General features: G+C 47.1%; 13 protein-coding genes. 9 read left to right on the top strand and 4 right to left on the bottom strand.

What is annotated here, in order from left to right; all coding sequences use genetic code 11:
- Nucleotides 1-24 precede the first annotated feature (24 nt).
- Both ACJAYR_RS06055 and ACJAYR_RS06050 read left to right on the top strand, forming a co-directional pair.
- On the top strand, nt 25-1614 hold the full coding sequence (locus tag ACJAYR_RS06055) for a peptide chain release factor 3 (RefSeq protein WP_415235768.1): 1590 nt from the start codon (nt 25-27) through the stop codon (nt 1612-1614).
- Between the two features lie 9 nt (nt 1615-1623).
- Complete coding sequence (locus ACJAYR_RS06050; protein WP_415235767.1) at nt 1624-2109, top strand: YajQ family cyclic di-GMP-binding protein; 486 nt, start codon at nt 1624-1626, stop codon at nt 2107-2109.
- 41 nt (nt 2110-2150) lie between these two features.
- On the opposite strand, the gene ACJAYR_RS06045 is transcribed toward ACJAYR_RS06050, so the two are convergent.
- A complete protein-coding gene (locus tag ACJAYR_RS06045; RefSeq protein WP_415235766.1) occupies nt 2151-3050 on the bottom strand; it encodes an MBL fold metallo-hydrolase in 900 nt (299 codons plus the stop codon).
- A 662-nt stretch (nt 3051-3712) separates the two neighbouring features.
- Here ACJAYR_RS06045 and ACJAYR_RS06040 point away from each other — a divergent pair.
- The 7 genes from ACJAYR_RS06040 to ACJAYR_RS06010 all read left to right on the top strand — a co-directional run bounded on the left by ACJAYR_RS06040 (nt 3713) and on the right by ACJAYR_RS06010 (nt 12868).
- Nucleotides 3713-4606 carry an ABC transporter permease subunit gene (locus ACJAYR_RS06040; protein WP_169545809.1) on the top strand — a complete coding sequence of 298 codons (894 nt, stop codon included), beginning with the start codon at nt 3713-3715 and terminating at the stop codon, nt 4604-4606.
- Between the two features lie 2 nt (nt 4607-4608).
- Complete coding sequence (locus ACJAYR_RS06035; RefSeq protein WP_169544665.1) at nt 4609-5718, top strand: branched-chain amino acid ABC transporter permease; 1110 nt, start codon at nt 4609-4611, stop codon at nt 5716-5718.
- Entirely contained in the window at nt 5715-6473 is a 759-nt protein-coding gene (locus ACJAYR_RS06030) for an ABC transporter ATP-binding protein (RefSeq protein WP_169544666.1), read from the top strand. Before ACJAYR_RS06035 ends, ACJAYR_RS06030 begins: the two co-directional genes overlap by 4 nt.
- A 1-nt stretch (nt 6474) precedes the next feature.
- Complete coding sequence (locus ACJAYR_RS06025) at nt 6475-7248, top strand: ABC transporter ATP-binding protein (RefSeq protein WP_169544667.1); 774 nt, start codon at nt 6475-6477, stop codon at nt 7246-7248.
- Between the two features lie 23 nt (nt 7249-7271).
- Nucleotides 7272-9101, top strand: a complete 1830-nt coding sequence (locus tag ACJAYR_RS06020; RefSeq protein ID WP_415235765.1) for an AMP-dependent synthetase/ligase — start codon at nt 7272-7274, stop codon at nt 9099-9101.
- 72 nt (nt 9102-9173) lie between these two features.
- Nucleotides 9174-10364, top strand: coding sequence for an ABC transporter substrate-binding protein (locus ACJAYR_RS06015; protein WP_415235764.1), 1191 nt, complete (start codon nt 9174-9176; stop codon nt 10362-10364).
- Nucleotides 10365-10561: 197 nt separating this feature from the next.
- Nucleotides 10562-12868, top strand: a complete 2307-nt coding sequence (locus tag ACJAYR_RS06010; protein WP_415235763.1) for a methyl-accepting chemotaxis protein — start codon at nt 10562-10564, stop codon at nt 12866-12868.
- A 54-nt stretch (nt 12869-12922) separates the two neighbouring features.
- Here ACJAYR_RS06010 and ACJAYR_RS06005 read toward each other — a convergent pair whose 3' ends face one another.
- Genes ACJAYR_RS06005 through ACJAYR_RS05995 form a run of 3 tightly spaced genes read right to left on the bottom strand, consistent with a single transcriptional unit; the run spans nt 12923 to nt 15069 of the window.
- The gene (locus ACJAYR_RS06005; protein WP_415235762.1) at nt 12923-13165 is read right to left on the bottom strand and encodes an acyl carrier protein; all 243 of its coding nucleotides are present in this window, start codon (nt 13163-13165) and stop codon (nt 12923-12925) included.
- Nucleotides 13158-13730 carry a GNAT family N-acetyltransferase gene (locus ACJAYR_RS06000; RefSeq protein ID WP_415235761.1) on the bottom strand — a complete coding sequence of 191 codons (573 nt, stop codon included), beginning with the start codon at nt 13728-13730 and terminating at the stop codon, nt 13158-13160. The genes ACJAYR_RS06005 and ACJAYR_RS06000 overlap by 8 nt, the downstream gene beginning before the upstream one ends.
- A gap of 1 nt (nt 13731) precedes the next feature.
- On the bottom strand, nt 13732-15069 hold the full coding sequence (locus tag ACJAYR_RS05995; RefSeq protein WP_415235760.1) for a class I adenylate-forming enzyme family protein: 1338 nt from the start codon (nt 15067-15069) through the stop codon (nt 13732-13734).
- Nucleotides 15070-15121: the final 52 nt, after the last annotated feature.

Raw genomic sequence — 15121 nt, 5'->3', positions numbered from 1 at the left:
ATTGGCTGCGGATTGGGATTTATCATGAGTTTGCTTGAAGATCGTGTCGCCAATCGGCGAACCTTTGCCATTATTGCGCATCCGGATGCGGGGAAGACGACCCTTACGGAAAAACTTCTGTTGTTTGGGGGTGCCATTCAGCTTGCTGGTGCCGTTAAAACACGGGGTGAGCAACGCCGTGCGCGATCAGATTGGATGAAGGTTGAACGCGAACGAGGTATCTCGGTCGCTTCATCAGTTATGACCTTTGACTATGAAGGCAAGACGTTCAACTTGTTGGATACGCCAGGCCATGAAGATTTCAGTGAAGACACCTATCGTACTCTGACGGCAGTTGACAGCGCTGTTATGGTTTTGGATGGTGCAAAAGGTATCGAAACACAAACCCGAAAATTGTTCGAGGTTTGCCGTCTTCGCGATATGCCAATTGCCACTTTCATTAATAAGTTTGACCGTGAAGCACTGGATCCGTTTGAACTTTTGGATGACATCGAACAGACACTGGCCTTGGATGTGGTGCCCGCCAGTTGGCCCATTGGAATGGGTCGGAACTTTCTGGGCTGTTACGATCTGTTTAATGATCGTTTGGTTCTGGTCAGTAAAGACAAAAACAATCACTTGGACGAAGGCATTGTTTGCAACGGGATTGATGATCCAAAGCTGGATGAATTATTGCCGACTGAATATGTCGAAAAACTTCGCGAAGATGTCGAGATGATCCGCGAGTTATGCCCCAAGTTTGATCAACAGGCTTTTCTGGAAGGGACCATGACGCCCGTCTATTTTGGAAGCGCGATTAATAATTTTGGCGTTGAGACCCTACTGAATGGTTTGACCCTTATGGCGCCCTCTCCACGGCCCGCACCAACAGCCGACCGCGATATTGTGCCGACTGAGAAAAAAGTCAGTGGTTTCATCTTTAAGATTCAAGCAAATATGGATCCAAAACACAGGGACCGTATTGCTTTTATGCGTTTGGTCTCTGGCCATTTCAAGCGGGGGGCGAAGCTGAAGCATATTCGCAGTTCCAAGACGATGGCGATCCATAATCCTGTTCTGTTTCTTGCGCAGGACCGGGAACTGGCTGAAGAGGCATGGCCGGGCGATATTATCGGTATTCCAAATCATGGCAATTTGCGAATTGGTGATGCGCTAACGGAGGGCGAGGAAATTCGGTTTACTGGCATTCCGAGCTTTGCGCCTGAATTGCTGCAAAAAGTGCGACCCGTCGATCCTATGCGGGCTAAGCATCTGGCCCGAGCCCTGATCCAGATCGCAGAGGAAGGTGCTGCGCGGGCCTTTAAGACGCGTATGGGGTCGGACTGGGTCGTTGGTGTTGTTGGCGGCCTGCAATTTGAAGTATTGGCAGATCGTATTCGCACAGAATATGATATTCCCGTTAATTTCGAACAGACCGAGTTGTACACGGCCCGTTGGGTTGAGCATCCAGATCATAATGAGCTGAAGAAATTTATTGACGCCAATCAGGCGTCGCTGGCCGAAGACCATGACGATGCCCCCGTTTTCCTGGCCAGAAACGCCTGGCATTTGGAGCGGGCCGAAAAAGACTGGCCTGAAATTAAGTTCCAAAAGACAAAAGAACAACTGACTTAGGAGAGTAAAATGCCATCCTTTGATATCGTGTCCAAGACTGATCTGAATGAAGTGGAAAACGCGCTAAACAACGTGCGCCGTGAAATTGAAACCCGGTATGATTTTAAAGGCAGTAACTGCACGATCGACAGAAAAGAGAATGTTCTGACAGTGTTTGCCGATGATGACCTGAAATTGCGTCAGATGCATGAATTGCTGCAGGGGCATTTGACCAGACGAAATGTCGATGCAGGTGTTTTGGATTATAAAACCCCGGAGCAGGCCGCAGGACAAAGCGTGCGTCAGCAGGTGATTGTTCGCGAAGGGATCGAAAAGGACCTTGCTAAAAAGCTGGTCAAAGAAATCAAGGGTTCCAAAATCAAAGTTCAGGTTGCCATTCAAGGGGATGAACTTCGGGTAACCGGGAAAAAACGGGATGATTTGCAGGAGGTCATCACCTTTTGTAAAGGTCTCGATTTCGAGATGCCCTTGCAATATATAAATTTCAGAGACTAAACAGTGGGAGCGCGCGTGAGCGCGCTTCTCCGCAAGTCCACTTATTTCAGGGAATATTCGGCATCAACGGTGATGGATGCGCCTTTGGCGGTTACTTTTCCATCCTCGACCATCATTATGAGGTGAGAATAGACAGACCTTGCTGCCGCAGGATGTAAATATTCCGGAATATCCTGATACATTCTTTTTACCATTTCAATGACAGTCATCGGACCATTTTTCAAACAATCTGTTATCTGATCCATACGTTCGTATCGATGATCGATAAGCCCCTGTACAAAGGATTTTGGATCATCGACGGCCGGGCCATGTGTTGGCCAGTAACGCGCATGGTCGAACGCCTGAATTTTTTTAAGGCTGGCAATGTAATCACTCATGTCACCATCAGGAGGAGAGACAATTGAAGTGGACCAACCCATCACATGATCACCTGAAAACAAGGTGTTCTCTTCGATTAGGTCGAAGCATAGATGGTTAGATAAATGTCCCGGTGTATGGATCGCCTTGATGGTCCAGCCATCCCCTTCAATTGTATCATTGTCACCGATATAAACATCCGGAACAAAAGACATGTCACCGCCCTGTTCGGGTTCCATTCCGGGTTTTCCGCTCCCATGGGGGCCAAATCCATATGTTGGTGCGCCGCATCTTTCTTTTAGAGGGGCGGCACCCGGAGAATGGTCATTGTGGGTATGGGTCACCAGAATATGCGAAATTGTTTCCCCAGCGGTCGCTGCCAAGATCGCGTCAATATGATCCGGGTTTGTAGGTCCGGGATCAATAACGGCGACATTCCCCCGTCCTACAATATAGGTTCCTGTCCCATGAAGGGTGAAGGGACTCGGGTTTTCCGCGATCACACGTCGAATAAGCGGGCTGAGTTCGCTTGCTCTTCCATACTCAAAGTCGACGTCTTTTTTGAAAGGAATTTTTACAGACATTTTTTAGGCTTTCGTTGTTTTTCGCAATTGTAACCGAACGGGCGGGCTCTGCAAAAGATATCTGGTAGAAAGTAATGGTTGGGCGGGGCGAGAATGAATCCTGATTTATAATATGCGCCATCGCGGTCGAAGAGACAGGCTATTTTTTGATTGCCGCGCGGCAAACCGATTGCCTGTTAAGGCAGAGCCATAATAAAGGGTTGATTGTTATGGGGCCTCTCTTGGCAGAGGTGAGCTCTCTCAATCAATAGTAAGATCAGTAATTTTGTATTCCCCCTGTTAAGTTAAATTTATGGAAAGCAAAACAGGACGCTTGATTAGATTTACCTAAATAAAAAGTTTGGAATTTTTTATTTAATATTTGAATTTTTTAAGTATAGAAAAATGAATTGATCATATCGCATTTCAAAATATAAGAAGTAAATTTGTCAATATATTAAATATTTAGTAAATATTTTTTTTTATTTAAGTTTAAAAGTAAAATTCAGGTATGAATTAATAAATTTTGCATATGCGAACAGAAGTTAAAGTGAATTTCTGAGTTTATCTTTGTTGACGTTTAAATAAAAGCTTGCCTATACTTTTTTTCTGCCGCAAGTGTCCGAACGTTATTGCGGTGGCATAAACATAAAAAGAAAATCGGACAATTTTGGGAGGCCGTTCTGTTTGAGTTTTTGCAGTTGGTCATCGGCGGCGTGTCAATCGGATGTATTTATGCTCTGGTCGCGCTTGGCTTCGTATTGATCTATAAAGCGACGGAAGTCGTGAATTTTGCCCAGGGCGATCTAATGATGCTCGGGGCCTTTTTGGCATATACCTTTATCTCCATTTTGGGGTGGAATTATTGGTTGGGCGCGACAGCGGCCATTATTGCCATGTTCTTTGTCGGTAATCTGGTTGACCGTGCGGTTTTGCGGCCTGTTTTGGGGCAGCCGCAATTTTCCATTGTCATGGTGACCATCGGCTTCGGTTATGTTGCCCGTAGTGTCGCGGGAATGATGCCGGGGTGGGGAACAGAAACCTACGCCATTTCAACGCCTTTCTCGAGCGAAGGAATGCGGCTTGTACCCGAAGAGATTGGATCACTTGTGATCTCTCAAACCGACCTATCCGTGATTATTGCAACGATTGTTCTCTGTGCGGTGCTGTATGGATTTTTCACCTATACCCGGCTTGGGGTTGCCATGCAGGCTTCCTCGCAGAACCAGTTGGCATCCTATTATATGGGCATTCCGGTAAAATCTGTTTTCTCAATGATTTGGGGAATTAGTGCCGCGGTTGCGGCGGCGGCTGGAATATTGCTGGCACCGACGACGCTGATTGACACCAATATGGGGTTCTTGGGACTAAAAGCCTTTCCTGCCGCAGTTCTGGGAGGATTCGGGTCAATCCCCGGTGCCGTCGTTGGCGGTATCATTATTGGTATTATCGAGACGCTGGCGGGCTTTTATCTGCCGCCTGGATTTAAGAATGTTGCGGCCTATGTAGTGCTTCTTCTGGTTCTTGTTGTGCGTCCTCAAGGTCTGTTTGGACAGAAGACAGGGAAGAGGGTCTGATCATGCGTTTCTTATTCAAAACTGAATATGAGCAGGACATAGTACTTGCGAAGCATTCAGGGTATCATTGGTCGTATGGCGCGTTGTTGCTTGCAGTTCTGTCTGTGCCGTGGATTTTGGACGAATATTATGTGGGGCAGATGACCCAGTTATATATCGTTGCAATTGCAGGCGTCGGGTTGATGTTGCTATCCGGATATACGGGGCTGATCAGTTTGGGTCATGCTGCCTTTTTTGGAATTGGTGCCTACACGGAAGCTGTTCTGACGGGAAATGGAGTTCCATTACCCTTTATGGATGAGCCCGTTGTCTTTTCGTTTTTCCTGTCTTTCCCGCTCGCAGGTCTATTCGCAGCGATCGCCGGTGTGGCTATCGGAATACCGGCATTGAGGCTGACCGGTATTTATCTGGCCATGGCGACCTTTGCATTTGCCATTATCGTCGAGGAAGTGTTTTCCCGTTGGGAAAGCGTGACAAACGGATATACCGGCCTATTGGTCGAGTCGATTGAATTTGGTGATATGGACCTGACCGATGGCGCCCCTTTCTACTTTTTAAGTCTTGGGGTGTTGATTGCTGTTATCCTGTTTTCTCTGAATATTCTGAGGTCACCAACAGGTCGGGCAATGATGGCTGTTCGGGACTCGGAAATTTCTGCGCAGAGCATGGGTGTGAATCTGGCTAAAACGAAAACCATAGCCTTCGGTCTAAGCGCCGGTATTACAGGTTTGGCGGGCGCCCTATTTGCACATAAACTGGGTTTCCTCTCTCCTGAAAGTTTCACGGTTCTACAATCTCTGGAGCTTCTGGTTCTGGTTGTTGTGGGCGGGGTTGGCTCGTTACATGGGGCCGTTTTTGGGGCCATGTTCGTTTTGGCATTACCGCAGGCACTGGCGATCATGAAAGATTACCTGCCGCATGCAATTGCTGAACAACCCGGTTTCGAGCCGTTGATCTTTGGCTTGATTTTGGTCTTTTTCATTATTTTCGAACCGTTTGGAATTTATGGCCGCTGGCTGAAAGTGAAGCACTATTTCCTGATGTTCCCGCTTTACAAGAAAGCCACGTTTAAACGTCAAAAATCCTATATGAAGTCGGAGAGATTGAAATGACTCTTTTTCAAGCTGAAAATCTGGCGATTAATTTTGGCGGCGTTAAAGCGGTTGATGGCGTCAATTTTGATATCAAAAAAGGTGAATGTTTCACCATCATTGGTCCGAACGGCGCCGGTAAAACCACAATTTTTAATCTGATTAGCCGGATCTATGATTCAACCGACGGTCGGATGATATTTGATGGTCAGGATATTACGAAGACACCGTCACACGATATTGCGGGCCTTGGTATTGCCCGGACGTTTCAGAATATCGAACTATTCGAACATGCGTCTGTCCTGCAAAATCTGCTTGTAGGGCGTCATTGCCATAGTCGTACCAGCCTGTTTGCAGAGGCTCTTTTTCTACCATCCGTGAGGCGGGCGGAACTGGCTCACCGGGAAAAGGTTGAGGAAATCATCGATTTTCTCGATCTGCAACATTACCGGGATAGCTTGATCATGAACCTGCCTTATGGGGTTCGAAAGGTTGTCGAGTTAGGACGCGCGTTATGCACGGAACCCAAACTGATCCTGCTGGATGAGCCTTCTTCAGGCCTGAATGTTGAAGAAACGCAGGATATGTCCTTCTGGATTGAGGATATCAAGAAGGAGCTGGGCATTACGGTTCTTATGGTAGAGCACGATATGGGGCTTGTATCTGAAGTTTCTGATCGGGTGCTTGTCCTTAACTATGGGCGGATGCTTGCATATGGCTCCCCTCAGGAAGTGCAAAATGACCCTGAAGTGGTCAAAGCATATTTGGGGGGATGAGATGAGCGAACCAATTCTGAAAGTCCGAAACATAGAGACTTACTACGGACCGATTATGGCCATTCGGGGCGTATCTCTGGATGTGCAAGAAGGAAAGATCGTTACGGTTCTTGGGGCAAACGGGGCCGGTAAAACAACGATTCTCAAGACCATCAGCGGTGTAATGGACCCTCAAAAAGGGACCGTTTTTTTCGAAGGAAATGAGATCCAGAAAAATGATCCAGACTGGATTATGCGCCAAGGGATTAGTCACGTGCCAGAAGGGCGCGAAGTTTTTCCATTTCTGAGCGTGCGCGATAATCTTATGATGGGTGCCTATACGCGCTCAGACAAAGACGGGATCGCACAGGATCTGGAACTGGTCCACAGCTATTTTCCAATATTAAAAGAGCGGGGGGATCAGCCTGCGGGTCAACTATCAGGCGGCGAACAGCAGATGCTTTCCATCAGCCGTGCTCTGATGGCGCGTCCGAAAGTAATGCTTTTGGATGAGCCCAGTCTGGGGCTCAGTCCGCTACTGGTGAAAGAGATATTCGGGATTATCAAGCGACTGAATGTCGAGCAGGGTATGACCATGCTGTTGGTTGAACAGAATGCAAATATCGCCCTGCATACTGCTGATTTTGGATATGTGTTGGAAGTCGGCCGGATCGTTATGGAAGACACCACAGCGAACCTTCTTCAAAAAGACGATATCAAAGAATTTTACCTCGGGATGCAGGATCATGGTGTCCGCGGAAAACGGCGTTGGAAAAAACGCAAGACCTGGCGTTAAGAGAGGAGGCTGGAGTGAATACGATGAACGCAATTACTTACCCTCCGACAATTATCGACGGAGCGGATACAACGGCGAAGCTCTTCTGGGCACGTGTAAAACAATTTGGTGACAAAATTGCGATGCGCGAGAAAGATCTGGGAATATGGAAGAGTATTTCCTGGACCGATTACGGCAACAAGGCCCGCGCTGCGGGGCTGGGGCTGGTTTCCCTCGGCTTGCAACGGGGTGATACCGTCTCCATCCTAAGTGATAATAACCCTGAATGGTTATACATGGATTTCGGTATTTTATGTGCAGGCGGCGTCAGCAGTGGTGTTTACACAACCGATAGTGCCAGCCAGGTGGAGTATCTTTGTAAAGACTCGACGACCCGCTATTTCATTGCGGAAAATGAAGAGCAACTCGATAAAATACTGGAGGTTCGTGACAATTTACCGGAGCTTCGAAAGATCATCGTCTTTGATATGGATGGGCTGCGCGAGCTCGATGATGAGATGGTTATCAGTATTGACGAGCTGTATGACTTGGGAAATGCCTATCACGCAATAAACCCTGATTTTTGGGAAAATGCGATTTCCCAGTCAAAGCCAGATGATCTGGCAATCCTGATTTATACTTCTGGTACAACCGGACCGCCAAAAGGTGCCATGATTTCCCATCGGAATATCATGTTTCAAATATCGAACCAGACACCCCTGGTCGGTTTTGGTCCAGAAGATGAACAATTGTCATTCCTACCGTTATGTCATATTGCAGAACGGGCATTTACAGTGTTTCTTCCTCTATTCTCTGGATCAACCGTGAATTTTGTCGAAGGTCTGGATACGGTTCCGGAAAATATTCGGGAAGTCTCGCCGACGATCTTTTTTGCGGTCCCCCGTATATGGGAGAAGTTTTTCTCTGCCATCACATTACAACTAAGTGATGCGACGGGCCTGCAAAAGCTGGCTTACAAATGGGCAATCGGCGCAGGGTACAAACTGGCTGAATGCAAGTTGGCCGGGACAACCCCTTCAGCGCTCGACAAAGCTAAATTCTGGCTCGGTGATGTGCTGGTTCTTAGAAACATCAAGCGCTTTCTTGGTTTGGATCGCGCCCATTATCTGGGATCGGGTGCAGCGCCAATTTCGCCGGACCTGATCAAATGGTATCTCGCCTTGGGGCTGGATATGTATGAAGTCTATGGACAAACAGAAAATGTGGGCTTGGCAACGTCTAATCTTGAGGAAAAATTTAAACTCGGAACTGTTGGTGCTGCGGCACCAAACACTGAAGTCAGCATATCGCCTGAGGGTGAAATCCTTCTGAAAGGTCCCCATGTTTTCATGGGGTATCTCAACCAACCGGAAAAAACGGCGGAGACCATCGTTGACGGATGGCTTCATACAGGGGATGTGGGCCATATCGACAATCAGGGGTTTGTAAAAATCACTGATCGGATGAAGGATATTATCATCACCGCCGGCGGTAAGAATATTACCCCGTCTGAAATCGAAAATCAGTTGAAGTTCAGCCCCTATATCTCCGATGCAGTTGTTATTGGAGATAAGCGCAAATATTTGACCTGCCTTGTTATGATCGATCAGGAAAATGTCGAAAAATATGCGCAGGACCGGGATGTGCCATTTACTAATTTCCAAAGCCTGTGCAAGGCAACGGAAGTAACAGATCTTATCCGGAGTGAGATTGAGCGGGTGAATAAAGGGTTTGCGCAGGTGGAAACAATTAAAGAGTTCAGATTAATTGATGAAATTCTGACCGCCGAGGACGACGAGTTGACACCAACCATGAAACTCAAGCGCTCGTTCGTTAGCAAGAAATACAAGGAACTCATCGATACAATGTATTGAGGGAAAGGCTTTGGGACACAAAAATGCCCAAAGTCACTGCTAGTAATGGGAAATTAATTGGGAGGACTAGAGATGAAACGGAGAAACTTTTTCCGCTTAGGACTGTCTTTTGCGGCTGCTTTGGCAACAGCGACAGCGATGACAGCACCGGCCGCGGCACAGCAAGGTATCAGTGATGACAAAATAGTTCTTGGATCACATCAACCTCTATCAGGCCCTGTTGCCTTGTGGGGCGTACCGGTGACCAATGGTATGCGTATGGCTGTCGAAGAAATCAATGCCAAAGGCGGTATTCATGGGCGTCAGCTGGAACTGATTGTTGAAGATTCTGCTTATCAACAAAATAAAGCCGCTCAGGCGGGCGACAAGCTGATTAAAAAGGACAAGGTCTTTGCCATGGTCGGCCCATTGGGGACACCGACAAATATGGTGACAATGCCGCGGGCTTTGAAAAAAGGTGTCCTGAATATTTTCCCTGTTTCGGCAGCCAAGGAAATGTTTGAGCCATATCATAAACTGAAATTCGCAGCCTTTACACCTTATGACGATCAAATGCGGGCAGCCGTCAAATATTTCGTTGAAAAAGAAGGCGTTAAGAAAATCGGTGTTTTGTATCAGGATGATGATTTTGGTAAGAACATCCTGCTGGGTTGTGAGGAACAAGCCAAGGCAATGGGTCTTCCGGAAGTTGTGAAAACAAACTTCAAGCGCGGTTCAAAGGACTTTTCTTCTCAGATCGCAAAACTGAAATCGGGTGAGGTGGATCTGGTTTGTCTCGGAACCATTATCGGTGAGACAATTGGAAGTATGGCGACAGCCAAGAAAATTGGTTTTAATCCAAAATTTGTTGTTAGTTCTGCCGGGTATGTGCCTGAAAATATCACGCTGGCCAAAGGTCTGACAGAAGGATTGTACGGAACTAGCCAAACACCTATTCCTTATTATGAAGACGTTTCCGACACTATAAAAGTCTGGATGGACAAATATAAAGAACGCTTTAACAAAACAGCGGTTCTTCAATCTGTCGCTGGATATGAGTTGATGCATACTTTTGCGATTGCCCTAGAAGGGGCCGGCAAGGACATCACAGCTGAAAAAGTTGCGGAAGCCATGGAGCAGATCAAGGATCACCCTTCAATGTTTGGTGGGGCACCCATGAGCTTCAGTAAAGATGACCATTTGGGTCCAGATAAAAGAAACAGTGCTATTCTGTCTAAAGTTGTTGGACCGAAATGGCAAAAGCTTCAAAATATCAGCTACTAATATACAGTAACTGCTAATTTAACCCGGCATTCGTGCCGGGTTTTTTTATGTCTAACAGGTGTTTACGGAATTTTTTCCAAAAATTGAAAAAATTTTATTTATTTCTCGTTTCCTGACTGAGTGAAAGGAAAAAGTAACCAATTCACTCTAGCTTTTCGAGCAATACATAAACATTGATCAGGAGGGGAGGCATTAAAATGCAGCTCGCCAAAAAGCTAAAAAGTTTTCGCAATAAGAGTGACAAGACAGAAGCACCGAAGACCACGATCTCTCAAAGATCTCCAATATTGAGAATGATCGGCAAGCTTGGTATCCGGGCCCGTCTATATGTCGCATTTGGTGTGGTCGCCATCCTTACAACGATCAGTGGAACCCTTGGTGTTGTAGAGTTTGTATCACTTGGAAAAACGCTCAACACAATTACTGAAACAAGCTTCAGCGCTTTTTCTAAAGCCCAGCGGCTTTCACAACAGGCGACCGGCGTGATTGAATCTGCGCCATTGATTGCCGCCGCAAAAACTGAAGACAATCGCAAGCGTCAGGCTGAAAACGCTCAAAAAGCATTGGTTGAGTTGATTGAAAGCGTAAAAGAAGCGAAGAATAGCTCTAATGAAGGCGATATTGAGCAGGCTTTGGCCAATCTGGATATGTTGGGATTTGTTTTAGAGGACCTGGCTCTTTCAGTTGTGAAGCGGAACGAACTTGAAAAGAAGCTTAAAATAGATCTGGATACAGTGACAAGTCTTGAACAGGAAATTCAGGGACTTGTTGAGCCTGTTATCAATGCCGAGACCTCCGCTTTGGGAATGAGTTCTCAAATGTTAAGTGCCGCAGGGGATATCCAAAAAGTAAAAGCCGGCATGCGGAAGATTCTTTCTCGGGATGTCCGTTTGATCCAACGTCTTATTCAGTTCAGCGCAGACGCGAACGCTGTGGTTAGTTCTCTTTACCGGGCTGCCAACCAGCAGTCGCCAGAAGAGGTCGAAGAACGAAAAGCAGAATTCCTGCTGACCGGCGCCAAATTGAAAACGATTGCATTTCTTCCAAAATTCAAGGGCAAAGACGAACTGAGAAAGGCGACGAACAGTCTTTATGAACTGGGAAATCGGGATGACAGTATTTTTGCTCTTCGCAAAAATTATCTGTCTACTGTTGCAGAAATAAGGGCTGCCGAAAATCAGGCCGCAACCCTTGCGACTGCATTGGAATATGTTGTTGAAGATCTGGTCGCTGCGACGGAAGCCAATTCCATAGAGGCAGTGGCCAAGGCAAATGTTGCCATTGAACGGAACAGTAACCTGCTTATTGGTATCGCTGTTCTCAGTGTTGTCATTGCCCTACTGATTGCATGGCTTTATGTCGGACGTAATCTGATGCGGCGGTTGAACCAGTTTGTTGCTGATATGCGCAGTATTGCTGACGGCAATCTGGATACAGAAGTTTCTGTGTCAGGGAACGATGAAATTGCGGTTATGGGGCATGCCCTTGTCGGTTTCCGTGACAATGCTAAAGAGGCTGAGATTGTTCGGGCGAATGCTGAAGCGGAACGGCAGAAACGTGAAGCGGATAAAGCGCAGGCTGAACGAGAAGCCGCTGAAGCTGAGAAACGGGCTCAGGTTGAAAAAGAACGTCTTGAACAGGAAGCGGAACAAACAAAACGCGCTGAGATGAACCAGCTGGCTGACGATTTTGAAGGCAGTGTGAAGCATTTGGTTGAGAGTTTTGCGGTCGCCACTTCAAATATGAACGATACATCCCGGAACATGTCGGAAGCGGCAGACGAAACAAGTTCACGTTCACAAACCGTGGCAAGCGCGTCTGATTTAGCCAGTAGTTCTGTTCATTCGGTCGCCTCTGCAACCGAAGAGCTGTCAGCGTCAATCAGTGAAATTAGCCGTCAGGTTAGTCAAGCGGCCTCCATTGCCGGTGAAGCTGTGTCTGAAGCTGAACGGACAAATGTCATGGTGACAAGCCTGAACGATGCTGCCGCAAAAATTGGGGACGTTGTCGGTTTGATCAATGACATTGCCGGACAAACCAATCTGCTTGCCCTGAATGCGACCATCGAAGCTGCCCGCGCGGGAGATGCAGGTAAAGGCTTCGCTGTTGTCGCAAGTGAAGTTAAAAATCTTGCGACACAGACCGCAAAGGCGACCGAGGAAATTTCTGGTCAGATTAGAGCCGTTCAGGAAGAAACAACCAATGCTGTGGGTGCGATCGGTGGCATTAGCTCGACCATTGGGCGGATTAATGAAATTGCGACGACCATCGCTTCTGCGGTTGATGAGCAGGGGGCCGCAACTGGAGAAATTAGCCGTAGTGTCCAGCAGGCAGCACAGAGTACTCAGGAAGTGTCTCATAATATTGGTTCTGTTAGTCAGGCGGCGCAAACAACGGGTCAGTCAGCATCGCAAGTGCAGGATGTGGCAACCGAATTGTCCCGCGAAGTTAATTCACTAGATAGTGAAGTGCAGCGTTTTCTGGAACGAGTTCGCGCTAGTTGATTACAGGAGTTTGAATAAGAACCCGGCCTTGTTGTGGCCGGGTTTTTTTGTGTTTTAAGCAGAGTGTTTTTTCAACAGGGCTGCAATGGCCGGTATAGTGAAAAGGGTCATTGCGTCCTCTGTCTCCAGCCGGGTATTAAGATGTTCTTCCAGGTGAAGAACCAGACGCATATGATTAAGACTATCCCATTGTGCGACTGTTTCGATTGTGTCTTCCGCGGAAAGGCTTTGAGGATCACATTCCAAAATATTGGAAAGTAACTGGATGGCGTTTAGAACACTGGTTTTGTTATCCATCTGACCGCTCCTGCAGAGCTTCCCATTCAGATTTTAGCAAGCCAAAAACAACAACATCTTCGAAAGAGCCATCGTTCGCTGTTACCTGCTGTTTTAGAATGCCTTCTTTACGAAAACCCTGCTTGGTGTAGTTAAAAAGGGCCGGAAAATTTCTCGCTCTTACGCTACCGGAAATTTTGTTTATTTTGACGCCGGTAAACAGAAAGCGCATCATTCGTTCTCTTACTTCAATGACAGCATTTTTACCCCAGTAATCCCTATTACCAATAATAGTGCTGGTTTCAGCACGCGAATTTTTAAGCTCAATATGAATGCGCAGTATTCCGATCGGTTGTTTGATATCGCGCGCATAGATGAGTAAGGCGAAAAGTGATTTATTGTTGAAGCGAGCAAACTTTTTCTGAAGTTCGGTGCGACTTTGACCAACTTTCTCTTCCAGAAACTCAAGTAATTCCTCGTCAGAAAACCATTCGATCAACTGTTCGGGAAGGTTCTCCGCATCCACTGATTTTGCGACATAATTTGGCGTTTCGAGCGTCAGGGGCGTTCCCCATTTCCAGTACATGCTAATCCGTTCCCTTTAAGCAGACGTTCCGTACGTTATCACGATTGATCTTTCCTCGATCTGTTTTTGGAATCTCGTCAATAAAAAACCAGGTTTCCGGTATAGCTTCCGGTCGGATCAGATTTTTCATCCAATCGATAAGATCGTTTCTTGTTAGTGTGCTGCCATCTTTCAAGACACAAGCAACAGCGACCTTTTCACCGCTGATGGCATCAGGCAAGCCAAAGACACAGACTTCTACAACCTCTATATGGCGTTCCAAAAGAAGGTCAATTTCTTCTGGCAGGATCTTCATGCCGGCCCTGTTGATTTCTGACTTGCTGCGACCAGTAAGCCTGATTTCGCCATCTTCTTCAATCGTTCCTATGTCCCCAGTGTAAAACCAGCCATCTTTAAGAACCTCTCTTGTAAGGTCGGGTTGGTTGTAATAGCCGCTCATTATGGAGGGGCATTGGATAAGGATCTCACCGGTTCCCGTATTCTGAATATTTCCGTCTTCCTGTTTGATCATAGCATTCCCGCCCCAGAGCGAGCCAATTCGACCGTCCAAAAGGCGGCCTTCCTGTAGCGAGGTTCCGCCGATCCAGTTGGCTGTTTCTGTGATGCCATACATATTGAAGACTTCTGTGGTTCCCGACCATTTTGTAATGGCATCCCATAAATCAATGGAAAGGGGCGCAGAGCCCACATGAACACGTTTCAAGGTTTCATTTTTTGGAGGGAGGGAAAGTTTCTGGACCATCTTCCAAAATGTCGGAACAGAGCTCAGGAAGGATATGGCGTTTTCATCAATTAACACGCCAAGGCGGCTTAGGCTGACCGGAGATCGATCGCTTAGCAGCAATACATCGCCGCCAGCAAATAAGGGGGTGAGAATATTGCCAATTAAACCATGGCCAAAATGGGTCGGAAGGGGGCACAACGTTTTTTGCAGGACTTCGGACCCCATATAGGCTTGGTTTAAGGCTATACGGGCAGAGAGAGAGCGGAAACTATGGGTAACCCCCTTTGGGTTCCCTGTTGTTCCTGACGTGAAAAGAAGCAGCGCGGGACTGTCAAGTGTTACCGCGTCTGTCGATTGTCGATTTGTTTGAAAAATTTGCGCGTCCTGATCAGCGTGAAGAATGGCTGCTGCCGGTTTGACAAACCGTTTCAATGTGTCGATTTCATTCTCGGTCAAGGCCGGATTGATACAAGCAGCCGCTGCCCCGCTGGACCATATAGCAAGCAAATCTGCGACAAATTCAGGTGTTCCGCCATGCCCTAGAAGAACAATTGAGTTCGCCGATATTTTGCCGTCCAACTGTGCCAGCCTGTCGGTCATTCGAGAACGAAGCATTGCTGCATCCCACCATACTTGATCTGCAGTGCAGGCAAGACGCCCAAGGTTA

Origin of the sequence: Sneathiella sp., assembly GCF_047631475.1 — a bacterium.
GTDB lineage: Bacteria > Pseudomonadota > Alphaproteobacteria > Sneathiellales > Sneathiellaceae > Sneathiella.
The sequence above is the reverse complement of the archived record's forward strand: the minus strand, read 5'-3'. Positions and strand labels throughout refer to the sequence as shown.

What these genes read in the sequence shown, in the direction of transcription:
- ACJAYR_RS06055 (WP_415235768.1), top strand. Translation starts at nt 25, where the DNA reads ATGAGTTTGCTTGAAGATCGTGTCGCCAATCGGCGAACCTTTGCCATT.
- ACJAYR_RS06050 (WP_415235767.1), top strand. Translation starts at nt 1,624, where the DNA reads ATGCCATCCTTTGATATCGTGTCCAAGACTGATCTGAATGAAGTGGAA.
- ACJAYR_RS06045 (WP_415235766.1), bottom strand. Translation starts at nt 3,050, where the DNA reads ATGTCTGTAAAAATTCCTTTCAAAAAAGACGTCGACTTTGAGTATGGA.
- ACJAYR_RS06035 (WP_169544665.1), top strand. Translation starts at nt 4,609, where the DNA reads ATGCGTTTCTTATTCAAAACTGAATATGAGCAGGACATAGTACTTGCG.
- ACJAYR_RS06030 (WP_169544666.1), top strand. Translation starts at nt 5,715, where the DNA reads ATGACTCTTTTTCAAGCTGAAAATCTGGCGATTAATTTTGGCGGCGTT.
- ACJAYR_RS06025 (WP_169544667.1), top strand. Translation starts at nt 6,475, where the DNA reads ATGAGCGAACCAATTCTGAAAGTCCGAAACATAGAGACTTACTACGGA.
- ACJAYR_RS06020 (WP_415235765.1), top strand. Translation starts at nt 7,272, where the DNA reads ATGAACGCAATTACTTACCCTCCGACAATTATCGACGGAGCGGATACA.
- ACJAYR_RS06015 (WP_415235764.1), top strand. Translation starts at nt 9,174, where the DNA reads ATGAAACGGAGAAACTTTTTCCGCTTAGGACTGTCTTTTGCGGCTGCT.
- ACJAYR_RS06010 (WP_415235763.1), top strand. Translation starts at nt 10,562, where the DNA reads ATGCAGCTCGCCAAAAAGCTAAAAAGTTTTCGCAATAAGAGTGACAAG.
- ACJAYR_RS06005 (WP_415235762.1), bottom strand. Translation starts at nt 13,165, where the DNA reads ATGGATAACAAAACCAGTGTTCTAAACGCCATCCAGTTACTTTCCAAT.
- ACJAYR_RS06000 (WP_415235761.1), bottom strand. Translation starts at nt 13,730, where the DNA reads ATGTACTGGAAATGGGGAACGCCCCTGACGCTCGAAACGCCAAATTAT.
- ACJAYR_RS05995 (WP_415235760.1), bottom strand. Translation starts at nt 15,069, where the DNA reads ATGCTTCGTTCTCGAATGACCGACAGGCTGGCACAGTTGGACGGCAAA.